Source organism: Accumulibacter sp. (genome assembly GCF_023806565.1).
Lineage (GTDB): Bacteria > Pseudomonadota > Gammaproteobacteria > Burkholderiales > Rhodocyclaceae > Accumulibacter.
This window is the reverse complement of the sequence record NZ_JAMTDV010000110.1, coordinates 1-12,634: the sequence shown is the minus strand read 5'-3', so window position 1 is coordinate 12,634 and position 12,634 is coordinate 1. Positions and strand designations below refer to the sequence as shown.

8 protein-coding genes and 1 pseudogene are annotated in these 12,634 nt (G+C 67.3%); 3 read left to right on the top strand and 6 right to left on the bottom strand.

Features of this window, described 5'->3' with window-relative positions:
• Positions 1–1,668: hypothetical protein (locus NFV80_RS12245; RefSeq protein WP_296758820.1), on the bottom strand; the 1,668-nt coding region annotated here is incomplete at its 3' end.
• A gap of 306 nt (positions 1,669–1,974) precedes the next feature.
• Here NFV80_RS12245 and NFV80_RS12240 point away from each other — a divergent pair.
• Together NFV80_RS12240 and NFV80_RS12235 are read left to right on the top strand one after the other, a co-directional pair.
• A complete protein-coding gene (locus tag NFV80_RS12240; RefSeq protein WP_296758817.1) occupies positions 1,975–4,716 on the top strand; it encodes a DUF2339 domain-containing protein in 2,742 nt (913 codons plus the stop codon).
• Positions 4,713–6,110 (top strand): DUF3999 domain-containing protein, encoded by a 1,398-nt coding sequence (locus tag NFV80_RS12235; protein ID WP_295330300.1) that lies wholly within the window; start codon positions 4,713–4,715, stop codon positions 6,108–6,110. Before NFV80_RS12240 ends, NFV80_RS12235 begins: the two co-directional genes overlap by 4 nt.
• Before the next feature lie 459 nt (positions 6,111–6,569).
• Here NFV80_RS12235 and NFV80_RS12230 read toward each other — a convergent pair.
• From NFV80_RS12230 to leuA, 5 genes and pseudogenes are all read right to left on the bottom strand, one after another.
• A pseudogene (locus NFV80_RS12230) lies at positions 6,570–7,016 on the bottom strand (2-phosphosulfolactate phosphatase); the annotation flags it as partial.
• Positions 7,017–7,169: 153 nt separating this feature from the next.
• Positions 7,170–7,583: a hypothetical protein gene (locus NFV80_RS12225; RefSeq protein ID WP_295330298.1), complete on the bottom strand. Its 414-nt coding sequence runs from the start codon at positions 7,581–7,583 to the stop codon at positions 7,170–7,172.
• A gap of 138 nt (positions 7,584–7,721) precedes the next feature.
• A complete protein-coding gene (locus tag NFV80_RS12220) occupies positions 7,722–8,672 on the bottom strand; it encodes a DUF2950 domain-containing protein (RefSeq protein WP_295330296.1) in 951 nt (316 codons plus the stop codon).
• Positions 8,673–8,706: 34 nt separating this feature from the next.
• Positions 8,707–10,134: a DUF3300 domain-containing protein gene (locus NFV80_RS12215; RefSeq protein ID WP_296758814.1), complete on the bottom strand. Its 1,428-nt coding sequence runs from the start codon at positions 10,132–10,134 to the stop codon at positions 8,707–8,709.
• A gap of 214 nt (positions 10,135–10,348) precedes the next feature.
• A complete protein-coding gene (gene leuA / locus NFV80_RS12210; protein ID WP_296758812.1) occupies positions 10,349–12,040 on the bottom strand; it encodes a 2-isopropylmalate synthase in 1,692 nt (563 codons plus the stop codon).
• Positions 12,041–12,215: 175 nt separating this feature from the next.
• On the opposite strand from leuA, the gene NFV80_RS12205 reads away from it, so the two are divergent.
• The coding region (locus tag NFV80_RS12205; RefSeq protein WP_295330290.1) for an Lrp/AsnC family transcriptional regulator at positions 12,216–12,634 on the top strand (419 nt) is incomplete at its 3' end.

The following is a 12,634-nucleotide window of genomic DNA, read 5'->3' as shown; positions in this document are numbered from 1 at the left end:
ATCCTCCTGACCGAGCAGGAGCTGCAAGAGACCAGCGAGCTCGCGTTCGTCCTGGCGGGCGACTTCGAATATCCGGGCGGCCGGTGAGAGCGCCGATTGGTTCGGCGAATCCGCTCCGAGCTTCTGCCAGAGTTCCTGCAGGGTCGCTTCGAGAAAGCCGCGGTCGGTGCTCTCGTCGACGAGAAACAGAACGCGCCGGAGGTCGATGCCGTCGAGCAGTCGGCCGAGCTCGAAGATGCAGCCCCCGTTGTCGGGCGAGAAGCTGCGCAGATCCATCAGGATGGCGTCGGCGTCGCGCGCCAGACGTTCCATCGTCATCTGCCAGGTGTCGTCGTGGCAGAAGAATTCGCTGATCCGGTAGCGCCCGTCGTGGTCGGGCGCCCGGTCGACGGTGGCGAGCCGCCGCTCGAGATCGGCGGCGTCGCGGATGAACTGGCGCGCCATGCGGCCGCTGAGAAAGGCAAGGAACTCATGCGGCTCGATGGTGCCGGTGACGAGATCAGGTCCGGCGATCATCGTCGTGTTGCCGACGTACTGCCAGTGCCGGCGAAGGCGGTCGAAAAGGCGTTCGCTGCGCTTGCCGAGTGCGAACACGCGCAGCAGCAGGAGCGTTTGCGGGCGTGCGGCCGCTGTTCCCATGGCGGCCACGGCGCGCCGCATCGCAGCTCGCGAGACCAGCCGGAAAGCGGTGAAAGCGACCAGTCCGGTGACGATCCACGCGGCGCCCTCGAAGACCAGCCCGATCGACTGCACCAGCCCGAACAGCAGCCACTGCGCGTCGATCATCAGTGACTGGTCGCTCGTCTTCTTCTGTTCGTAGCGCCGACCGATCCAGGCGAGCAGCGGCCATCCGAGACCAGCCGCGAAGGCGAGCATGCCGGCGAGGATCATGCCGACGAAAACGGCGTTCGCCCCCAGACCGAGGCGGAAGGCAAAGGTGGCGATGCCGCGCAACCACGTTTCATTGGCCGCCGCCAGCGACAGCAGAGCCTGCGAGCCGATCGCCGCGACGATCAGGAAGGCGAGGACCAGCGAGCCGACGGCACGGATCGGTCGGGCGAGGAATGCGAGCACCAGCAGCGTCGGCGGCGCATTGGTGAGAATCCAGTGCAGTGGCAGCTCGTGCATCGCCATTCCGGGGTTGCGTGCGAGCGCGATGGCGAACAGGGCGAGCAGCACGGCGAAGTAGCCGCCGACGACGAACGATTGGCGCGTGCGATCGTAGGCCGCGACGAGCAGGATCGGCAGCACGCCAGGCCAGCAGTACGTCCAGAACAGAACCAGCAGCTTGATCCAGACGATCGCCGGGTCGCGGGTGGCCAGCAACCAGCCGGCGGTCATGATCGCCGCGAAGACGAAGCCGCCGGCAGAATAAGCCGCCGCGGCGCGCCAGCGACCATTGGTCGCCAATTGCCAGAGCGGCGACGGTGGACCCTGTCGCGCCGCCGGCCGTGCAGCGAGCGGCAGCTCGATGCGTAGCGCGACTACCGGTTGGCGCCGGCTGGCCGCTGCTGCCGGTGCGGCGCTGCCACCAGCGACGCTTGCCATTCCCCGCTGTACGGATCGGCGATAGAGCGAGAGCAGCAGCGACGACAGCGGGTAAGCGAGCAGCGCAGCGACCAGAACGAGAAAGGGAAGTGCGCCGGTCAGGGTGACGGTGGTCGACATCTGGCGTTTGCTCCTCGGAGGCGACGAACGATGCTGCAAGGCTGCTCGACCGGCTGCGGGCGAGGCGGAATCGAAACACTGCGGCACGCAGCTCCCGCCCAGATGTGTATAGGCTTGCCAGCGGCGACTGTCAAGCGCGGCCACATCCGGCCAGCGAGCGCATTGCGCATGCTGTGATCTCGCGCAGGGCAGCGGCAGCGGCAGCGCCGGCGGTCGTCCGCTTCGCAGGCGGCAGTTTGCGTTCGCTGCTAGACTGCCGCCATTGCGGCTGCGAGGTCGCTGCGGGGAGGGAGGAGGGCAGGGCGGATGTGGTTTCTCGGGGCAGTGCTGGGGGCGGTGCTCGCTGCGCAGGTCCATTCCGAGCTGTGGATCGTCGGCGCCCTGCTGGGTGGACTGTCTGGCTGGTCGGTCGGCAGTCGGGCGCGGCACCGGGCGGAAGAGCGCTTCCGGGTTATCGACGAGCGCCTGCAGCGGCTTGAAGCGACGCTGCAGCGGCTCGAGCAGGCTGCACCCGCGTCCGCAGACGCTTCGTCGGCGGGTACGGGCGCGGCGATCGCGCGCGACGCGAGGCCGCGCGCAGCGGCAGTTCCTGCCGTCTCGGTCACGCTGCCGGAGGTCGACGCGGCGGCGGTCGACGCTGCGACGAAGGTCTTGCCCGAAGCGACGGCGCCCATGACGCCGCAGTCGCCGTCGCCGTCGCACGTGCGGCAAGAGCCGGCGCCGCCCCGGCAGGAGGCGTCGCCCGTCTGGGAGCGGCTGCTGCGCGGCAACCCGGTGGCCCGGGTCGGTGTGGTGATCCTCTTCTTCGGCGTCGCCTTCCTGCTCAAATACACCTACCAGCATGTGCAGGTGCCGATCGAGCTGCGGCTGACGGCGGTGGCACTGCTCGCCGTCGTGCTGCTGGCAATTGGCTGGCGGCTGCGGGTCAGCCGTGAAGCCTACGCTCTGGTGCTGCAGGGTGGTGGCGTCGGCGTGCTCTATCTGACCATCTTCGGCGCCCTGCGCTTGTTCGGGGTGCTGGCCGCCGGTCCGGCTTTCGTCCTGCTGCTCGCGGTGGTCGCGCTCTCGGCGGCGCTGGCCGTTCTCCAGGACTCTCTGGCGCTGGCAATGCTCGGAGCGGCCGGCGGCTTTCTCGCGCCGATCCTGGCCTCGAGCGGCGGTGGCAGCCACGTGGCCCTGTTCTGCTATTACGCCGTCCTCGACGCAGGCATTCTGGTGATCGCCTGGTTCCAGGCATGGCGGCTGCTCAATCTGCTGGGTTTCGCCTTCACTTTCGCCATTGCCACGTTCTGGGGTGTGTTGGACTACCGGCCCGAGCAGTATGCCTCCAGCCAGTTTTTCCTGATTCTGTTCTTCCTGATGTACGTGGCGATTCCGGTGTTGTTCCTGCGACGCGAAGCGGGCCGCTTCGAACGCCGCCTCGACGGCACGCTGGTCTTCGGCGTGCCGCTGATCAGTTTCGGCCTGCAGGTCGGCCTGGTACACGAATTCCCGTACGGGTCGGCGTGGAGCGCGCTGGCGCTGGGGGCCTTCTACCTGCTGCTGGCGCGCACCCTGTGGGCCCGCCGCAGCGCGGCGCAGCCCTTGCTGGTGGAGGCGTTTCTGGCGCTCGGGGTGGTGTTCACGACGCTGGTGATTCCACTGGCTTTCGACGGCCGCTGGACCTCGGCGGCGTGGGCGCTCGAAGGGGCGGCAATGGTCTGGGTCGGGGCACGCCAGCGACGGCTGCCGGCGCGGCTGTTCGGCACGCTGCTGCAGTTCGCCGCCGGATTTTTCTTCTCGCAGGACGCCGTCGTGCCGGCCGGCGAATGGCCGCTGCTCAACAGCGGCTGCCTCGGCAGCGTGCTGCTCGCCGTCGCCGGCCTGTTCAGCGCGTGGCTGCTGGAAAGTCGGCGAGACGATCTGCTTCGGAGAGAACGCTGCCTGATTGGTCTCCTCTTCGGCTGGGGCGTGGCGTGGTGGGTCGGCGCCGGCTTGCACGAGATCGACCGATGGCTGCCCTACGCCTGGCAGTCGAACGCGACCCTCGGCTTCTGCACGATTTCCTGCCTGGCATTTGCTGCGCTCGAACGGCGCCTGCGCTGGCGGCTGGCCCGCTATCCGGCGTTCGCGCTGCTGCCGTCGATGATCCTGCTGGCACTGACGATGGTCTTCCAGACGGCACACCCTTTCGCGTACCTCGGTTATGTCGCGTGGCCGCTGGCCTTTGCCGCACAGCTATTCCTGCTCTACCGCCACGAGGCTGCCGGTCAGGCCTGGCTGGAGTGGCAGCACGCGGCCGCTTTGTGGCTGCTCGCCGCTGTCGGTGCCTGGGAGATGGCCTGGACGATCGACCGCCTGGTGGCGGGGCGAGCCGTCTGGGCGCTGATTGCCTGGCCACTGGTCCCCGGCGCTCTGCTCCTGCTGCTGGCGTGGCGCGGCGAACGCCTGCGCTGGCCGACGGGCGCGCACCTCGCGACCTATCTGGTAAAGGGGGGAACGCCGTTGATCCTTTTCGTCGCTGCCTGGTTCGTCGTGAGCAACCTGCTCTCCGATGGCGATCCCGGGCCGCTGCCCTACGTGCCCTTGCTGAATCCGCTCGATCTGGCGCAGGCCGGCGTTCTGCTCGTCGCGGGCACGTGGTACTGGGAAGTCCGCCGGCTGGCTCTGCGGCCGGTCGCTGCACTGCCGCCGTCGCTCGCCTGGACGGTGGCTGCGGCGGCGGCGTTTCTGTGGGCGAACGGGATCCTGCTGCGCAGCCTGCACCACTGGGGAGGAGTGCCCTGGCAGCTCGCAGCGATCGTGCGCTCGGACCTGGTGCAGGCCGCGCTGTCGCTGTTCTGGACCTTGCTCGCGCTGGCGACGATGGTGCTTGCCACGCGGCGTGCGCAACGCGTGCCGTGGCTGGCCGGGGCGGGCCTGATGGCGGTAGTGGTCGGCAAGCTGTTTCTGGTCGACCTGTCGAATGCCGGAACCATCGAGCGCATTGTTTCGTTCGTCGGTGTAGGCGTGCTGATGCTGGTGATCGGCTACCTGGCGCCGGCGCCGCCTAAAGGGGGCTCGTCATGAAGCTTCTGGTCACCTGGCTGCTGTATGTGCTCGGCACGCTGGCAATCGCCGAGACTCCGCAAGATTTTGCTTTCGGAATCCCGCTCGAGCTTGCCGGCCAGCAGGCGCTTTTTCAAGTGGAGCTGCCACGGGCGGCATACGAGGGCGTGCTGCGCGGCGATCTCGGCGATCTGCGCGTGTTCAACGGCGAGCGGCAAGCGGTGCCGTACGCGTTCCTGCCGGCAGCACGCCCTGCGCACGAGCGGCGGCAGCCATTGCCGCTCCCGTACTTCGCTCTGCGCGGGGATCCGGTGGTCGGTATCGAGGGACTTGAAATTCGAATTGAACGCGCTGCAGGCCGGGCGGTGCTCACGATGAACGACCGCGGTCGCGTGCCGGCACACGCCGCCACGCTGCTCGGTTATCTGGTCGACGCCTCGGCCATCGCACAACCGCTGCAGGCGCTTCTCCCGGAACTGTCCGCGGATCCGGAAGAAGTGATGACGAGGGTGCGCGTCGACGCGAGCGATGATCTGACGCACTGGACGCGCTTGCTGTCGGATGCGCCGGTTGTGCGACTGGTGGCCGGTACGCATCGACTCGAGCAATTGCGCCTCGAGTTGCCGCCGTCACGCGCGAAGTACCTTCGTCTGTCCTGGCCGGCGACGGCGCAAGCCCTGCCACTCGCCGGTCTGGCGGCGGAGCCCGGGGACGCGCTGATCGATCCGCCACGGCAATGGAAACAGGTGGCGGGGACGACGAGTGGGGATCGGGTCGGCGAATGGGCTTTCGATCTCGGCGGACAATTCCCGGTGGACCGTCTGCGACTGCTTCTGCCGCAGGCGAACAGCGTCGCGTCGATCGAAATCCTGTCGCGCAGCCGTGCCACGGATCCGTGGCGGCGGGTGATGGCGAGCACCGCATATCGCCTGGGCCCATCCGGCCAAGAGGTGGTCAATCCGGACCTGGCGATCGCGGCGACCAGCGATCGCTACTGGCTGTTGCGCGTGGACCAGCGTGGCGGCGGCCTCGGTACCGGCAGCGTGCAGTTGGCGGCGGGCTGGCTGCCGCAGCGCCTGATCTTTGCTGCCCGCGGAGCGCCGCCGTTTCTGCTCGCTTACGGCAGTGCGACCGCCAAGCCGGCGGTCTATCCGGTCGCGACGCTGGTACCGGGCTACCGCGGTGCCGGCGACGAGACGCTCGCCAACTTCCCGATCGGTCGGGCAAGTACCGGCAGCGAGCGTGTTCTGGCCGGCGAGCGCGCACTGCGCACGCCGGCCGACTGGAAGCGCTGGGGTCTGTGGGGCAGCCTGCTGCTCGCTGTGGCGCTGCTGGCCTGGATGGCGCTGCGCCTTGCACGCCAGCTCGGTCGAAACGCGGCACCGGCGGAAGAAGAAGGCAAGCCGATGGCCTGAGGCGGCCGCCTGGCCGGCCTCAGCGATGCCCTGGAACGTGGGTATGGCAGGATCCGAGCGCGCGCCGCCGCATTCGGCCTCGTTGCCGGAGCCTGCTCGCCGCCCGCCACCGCTGCGAGTGACGTGGTGCGACGTGTACGCCAGCGCGCGATCGGCGTCCGCCGGCCACGAGCCGCTGGCAACGGCGGCGTCCGCACGTGCCTCCTGGCCAGCGCGAGAGCGCCGCAGTTGCAGCCGTCCGTCGGCGTGGGTCGCGATCAGCGCGAAGTCGAAGCGATCGACCTGGGCGCAGAGAGTGAGGTCGACCGCCGGCAGGCTCGGGTTGTTGCCCGCCTGAAAGCGGCGACCGAAATCGGAGTCGCGCACACGCGCCGCATACGGTTCCGGATCGGGATTGTCGCCGCGCAGCAGCGCGTCCAGGTAATCGGCGCAGGCTACGTCCTCGTCGCCATCGCGGTCCACCCATTCGCCGGTGATCACGAAGCACACCTCTGCCGGCTGCAGTTCGAGCAAGGCTTGCGCCGTGGCACGGCCGAGCACCAGACTGCCGGCGAACAGCGCGCGGGCGTGACGAAAGCGGCTCAGGCCACGTACGCCGCCGGCAGTCGTCTGAATCAGCGGGCGGCCATCGAGCCGGACTCCGTCCAGCTGCGAAGGCGAATTGCCGAAATCGAAGCCGGCGACGGGGTCGCCACCGCCGACGGCGCCGGTCGTCGCGGCGTCGGGGAAGCGACGCTGCAGGCGGTATGCGCCAGACACCGTTTCCACCGGGTAAATGGTGCTGGCGCCGGCCGCAAAGGCGTAGGCGGCGGTGGTGAACGAACGCAGGACGTCGATGACCACCACGGTGTCTTCGGGCTCATGGCTGGGATCCAGGCGATTCAGGAAGAGGCGGCGGGTACGCATGGCGGCGGCAAATCCTGCGGCAATATCGACGGAAGCACGCGAGTATCCCGGATCTCCAGCGCGCGGTCAAACGGCCGGGACCGGCGCGACCGGAACGGTGGGGCAATGCCGCGGGCCGGGCATGCGGCGGTGCCGCCGGGCGGACCGGCAGCGCTAGCGACGAAGCAGTTCGTTCTCGCGCCACCAGCGCAGTCCGGCGACCTTGCCGCTCGCCAGCAGGATCGTTTCGAGCGCGCTGGCGAGTCTTTCGACTGTCGGCGCATTCGGGTATCTCCGCAACCACTTGCGAACGAAGGGAGTGGAAGGCTCGATGAAGCACAGGAAGCCGTTCTCGTGCTCCTCGTAGTTGCCGCAACCGATCCAGAGCGGGTAGTCGCGGTTTTCCAGCTCGACCATGACCCCCCAGTCCTCGACGCCGATTGTCCGCACCGGGAAGCCCTGCGCGGGCAGTTCACCGGCCAGGAACTCCGCCAGGCGCAGACCGTAGCGACCGGGGTTGCGGGGTTGAGCGTCCTCGCCGGGGTAGGGCGGGAAGTCGGCAGACACGAATTCAAACTGCGCTCGCATGCGGAGCCTTTCGCCAGTCGCGGGTGGGATGCGCGCCATCGCCGGTCGTGTGGCAAGCCACCGGCCAGGCGCTTGCTCGGCGGGTGATCGGGGAGGGCGGAGCAGACCAGCCGCCCCGCCGCCTTCGCCGGAAAAAGGCTATTCGACCTTTCTCCAGCTCGCATCCGGGTTGAAAGCGCTCATCTTGAGTGCGCTCTTCTCGGTGCCCTTGCCAAGATCCTTCTGATACACCGTTCCGTCGTGATTGACGATGAAGGTCATGACTCCGGATATTCCGTATTTCGCCGGATAGGCGACGACCGCGAAACCGCCGAGCATCCGGTCCCCGACCAGGTAGCTGTACGCACCGCCCGGCGCATCCTTGCCCTGCGCAGTCAGCAAACGGTAGCGATAGCCGTGATAGGCCGCTGGCTGCGGACCAGCGTTTGCCTTTCCGAAGTAGCCTTCGAGCGCCGCGGCGCCGACCAGCGGGCCCAACGGGCTTGGCTTCTCGCCCTCCTCGACCGGCCAGAAGAGTCCGTCACGCTTCCCCTCGCTCGAAAGGAAGCGCTTCGCGTAGTCGTTCCACCCGTTGCCGTCGAGGTCCATGACCGCATATTCGCGTTGCGCGTCGACCACGGCCCGCAAGGTCTGGATTGCGCCGAGCTCGTTGCGGCCGATGCGTCGGTTGATGATCTCCTCCTGCCCGGCAGCCGAATCGAAAACCCAGCGCTCGCCCTTGCGTACCAATGGCGCCGGGAAAGGCCAGTCGCCGTCGCCGACCAGAAGGATTGCCCGGCCGCTTGCCTCGGGAATGATGGTGGCCTTGTGGTCGTAGGCGTCGAGGAATTTCCGCCAGTCGGCGCGGTCGGCTACCGGGTCGCCGCTGCTCAGCCAGTTGCGCGAGGCCGGGCCGAGCACGGCCACGAGTGCCGGCACATCCTCGGCGCGCACCGCCTCGGCGAGCGCGTTGGCGGCATCTTCCGGGGTCGCAAAGCTCGGCTGAGCGACTTTTTGTGCGGCTGCCGGCGGTGGTGCCGCATGGCCGACGGGAGCCGTCACCAGCAACAGGGCGGCGGCGAGAGCTTGGATCGTGTGCTTGCATTTCATCGAATTCTTCTCCGCAGAAAATGGGGGACAGGGATCAACGGCGACCGCCGCCGCCACCGCCGCGGAATCCGCCGCCACCGCCACCACCGCGGGATCCTCCGCCACCGCCACCGCCGTGGAATCCGGCGCCACCACCGCCACGATTGCCACCGCCACCAGCAAAGGCAGCACGATCGCCGCCACCTCCCCGATTGGCCATTTCCGCCCGGCTGGCGCTGCCACGTTGGCTGGCTTCCCGTGTCGCCGCGCCGTTGCCGACGCCGGAGAAGCCGCCGCTCCGAGCTTCGTGCTGGCCGGACGCGCGATCGTGCACGCCGCCACCGGCTCCCGCTCGGCCGCCTTCGAAGCGATCCCTGCCTGCCGCGCCTGCGCCGGCGCCGTCGAAGCGACCGCCCCCGGCCGCGCCGGCGCCGCGATCAGCGCCGGGGCGTTGGCTCAGGTCGCCGCGCCCGGCCAGGTTGTCACGCGACGCCCGATCTGCCGCCGAGACCCGATCGTTCAGTTGGCCGCGGTCCATTCCCTTGAGTTCCGCACGTCCCGTATCGGCGCGGCCACGAAAATTCTCGCGCGCCTGCGCCGCCTGGAAATCGCCGCCGCGGTTGTACTGACGAGCGATGTTCTGATCGCGATAAGCGACGCCGCGACGATGATCGACGTTGTGATTCCAGTTGCTGTTGCTGATATTGGTGCGATTGAACGAGTTGTAGCGATTGACGTTGACGTTGACGTTGCTGCCGCCCCAGCCCCAGTTGCAACCCCCCCAGATCGCGGCGCCGACAAAAATGCCGGTGGCGAAAGCGAGGCCTGGCGCGTAGGCGTATCCTGGCGGATACATCGCGTATGGCGGCGTCGGATACCACCAACTTCCATAGACCACGGTCGGATTGTAGGTGGGCACATACACCACTTGCGGGTTCGCGGGTTCAACCACGTAGATCTTCTGGCTGCCCTGAACCTCGGTCCGTACCACCTGCTGCTCGGTGGTCCTGAGGTTGCCGGTTGCATCGGCCTTGGCACGCAGGCTCTGCACCGTGTTCATCACATCCTGCTGCTGTGCCAGGAAGGCGTCACCGAGTTTCTGTGTCCATTCCAGATTGTCGCTCATCTGCTGCACCACCTGCGGTACCGACGTCAGCGCTTTCACTGCCGGGTCCCAGGATTGCTTGGCCATCGCCGTCTCCAGCGCCGCACCGCTGACCCTGGGGTTGGCCTTCACCCAGCGAGCCGCCTCGACCACTTCCAGTGGATAGGTGGACGCCATCAGAATCTGTGCCAGCAGCGGATCGGGATAAAGCGCGATCGGCGCCAGCAGTCGATCGAGGTCCTGCTGCGAGAAAGTCTTGGCCGCCGCACTTGCCGACGTCGGCGCGGCGGTGCTTGACTGGGATTGCGCCAGCGTCGGCGACAGCGCGAAGATCGCCGCTGTGACCAGTGCGCAGGATCGGGAAAGAGTTGAGTTCATCGATCTCCTCGGACGCGAAATTCAGAAAGGGGCTTCCCGCCGGAAACAACCCAAGGCAGCGCCCGACCGGGCGAGCGCCTGGCTGCCCACCCGTCAGCATAGGCGGTGACAGCTCTGTCTGGCAAGTAAACTTTGCCGGGGAGAGATCTTGTGGGGGCCGCGGACGGACCGGACTTCGCCGGTCAGCCCGAATTCCGCCTCTGAGTCGAAAGCGTCACGCAGCCCGCGTTTCGTCACTCGCGCAGGCGATCGCCTGCAGACGATTGACGCCGTTCACCAATGCCCGGATCGACGCGGTGACGATGTTCGCATCGACGCCAACGCCGTAACATTCTCCAGCGCTGCCGGGGCGGGTCACTTCCATGAAGGCGCAGGCGCTGGCGTCACTGCCGCCGCTGCGCATCGAGCGTTCCTCGTAGCTGCGTACCTGCAGAACGAAGCCGGCGCTGCGCAGCGCGTGCACCGCCGCATCGATCGGACCGTTTCCCTCGCCGGCGAGCAGGTGCGGCCGGCCGTCGATTTCGACGCTGAGGCGGATTCCCTGCGCGCTGCCATGCTCGAAGAGATGGTGTTCGAGATAGCGCAGCGGACGACCGGTGTCGAGATAGCTGTGCGCGAACAGGCGCCAGATTTCGGCGGCGCTGATCTCGCCGCCGTGGCGGTCGGTATGCGCCTGCACCACGCGCGAGAACTCGACCTGCAGGCGGCGCGGCAGGACGACGCCGTACTCGGTTTCGAGCAGATAGGCAATTCCGCCCTTGCCTGACTGGCTATTCACCCGGATCACCGAATCGTAGCTGCGGCCGACGTCGGCCGGGTCGATCGGCAGATAGGGGACGTTCCACGTGTCTGCCGCCGGTTGCACGGCGAAACCCTTGCGAATCGCGTCCTGGTGCGAACCGGAGAAGGCGGTGAATACGAGGTCGCCGACGTAGGGATGGCGCGGATGGATCGGCAGACGGCTGCAGTGCTCGACCGTGCGTGCGACGGCGTTGATGTCCGAGAAGTCGAGGCCCGGCGAGATGCCCTGGGTGTAGAGATTGAGCGCGAGTGTGACCAGGTCGACGTTGCCGGTCCGTTCGCCGTTGCCGAACAGGCAACCCTCGACGCGCTCGGCACCGGCCATCATCGCCAGCTCGGCAGCCGCTACCGCGGTGCCGCGGTCGTTGTGCGGATGCACGCTGAGGATCACGCTGTCACGCCGCGCCAGGTGGCGGTGCATCCACTCGATCTGGTCAGCGTAGACGTTGGGAGTCGTCACCTCGACCGTCGTCGGCAGGTTGAGAATCACCCGGTCCTCGGGAGTCGCGCCCCAGGCGGCGGTGACCGCGTCGCAGACTTCGAGAGCGAAATCGAGTTCGGTCGCGGTGAAGGTCTCCGGGCTGTATTCGAGCACCCATTCGGTTTCCGGTCGCGCCCGGGTCAACTCCCTGACGAGGCGAACGGCGCTGACCGCCATTTCCACCACCTCGCCCTTGCTCATCGCGAAGACATGCTCGCGGAACGGCTTCGACGTCGCGTTGTACACATGTACGATCGCCCGTCGGGCGCCGGCGAGCGACTCGATCGTCCGCTCGATCAGGTGCTCGCGCGCCTGGGTGAGCACCTCGATGGTGACGTCTTCGGGAATGTGGCGGCCGACGATCAGTTCGCGAACGAAGTCGAAATCGGTCTGCGACGCCGATGGGAAAGCCACCTCGATTTCCTTGAAACCGATGTCGCAAAGGGTGCGGAAAAGGTGCATCTTGCGCTCCGCGTTCATCGGCTCGAACAGCGCCTGGTTGCCGTCGCGCAGATCGGTACTCATCCAGATCGGTGCGGCGCTGATCGTTCGCTTCGGCCACTGCCGATCGTCGATGCGGACCGGCGGGAACGGCGTGTACTTGCTGGAAGGATTCTTCAACATCGTGGGCTCCTGAAAGTTTGCGTGAGGCGCTGCCTGACGACCTGCATGTTACCCAGGATGACCCGGCAGGTGCTTGCGTTGTGCTGCGAATCGCTGCCTGGAAATGGAAGGAAATTGCGGATTTTCTCCATAATGATAAAATTTCTGCCGAGATGATCAACGCAAGGGCAATATCATGGATCTCGATCGCTTCGACCGTCAGATCTTGCGGGTACTGCAGGAGGAGGGACGGATCAGCAATCAGGATCTGGCGGACCGCATCGGCCTGTCGCCGTCACCCTGCCTGCGCCGGGTGCGCGCGCTCGAGGAAGCCGGGCTGATCACCGGCTATCGCGCGCTGCTCGACCCCAAGGCGCTGGGCCTGTCGCTGATGGCGCTGATCCACATTTCGATGGACAAGCACACGCCCGAGCGTTTCAGCCACCTCGAAGCCGCGATCAGCGAAATTCCCGAGGTTCTGGAATGCCTGCTGATCACCGGTCAGGCTGCCGACTACCAGCTCAAGGTGGTGGTCAAGGACATGGACGCCTACCAGGACCTGCTGCTCAACCGCATCACCGGCATCCAGGGGGTGACCGGAGTGCATTCGAGCTT

Coding starts and splice junctions, on each gene's coding strand:
- NFV80_RS12235 (WP_295330300.1), top strand. CDS start 4,713: ATGAAGCTTCTGGTCACCTGGCTGCTGTATGTGCTCGGCACGCTGGCA.
- NFV80_RS12220 (WP_295330296.1), bottom strand. CDS start 8,672: ATGAAATGCAAGCACACGATCCAAGCTCTCGCCGCCGCCCTGTTGCTG.
- leuA (WP_296758812.1), bottom strand. CDS start 12,040: ATGTTGAAGAATCCTTCCAGCAAGTACACGCCGTTCCCGCCGGTCCGC.
- NFV80_RS12225 (WP_295330298.1), bottom strand. CDS start 7,583: ATGCGAGCGCAGTTTGAATTCGTGTCTGCCGACTTCCCGCCCTACCCC.
- NFV80_RS12240 (WP_296758817.1), top strand. CDS start 1,975: ATGTGGTTTCTCGGGGCAGTGCTGGGGGCGGTGCTCGCTGCGCAGGTC.
- NFV80_RS12215 (WP_296758814.1), bottom strand. CDS start 10,134: ATGAACTCAACTCTTTCCCGATCCTGCGCACTGGTCACAGCGGCGATC.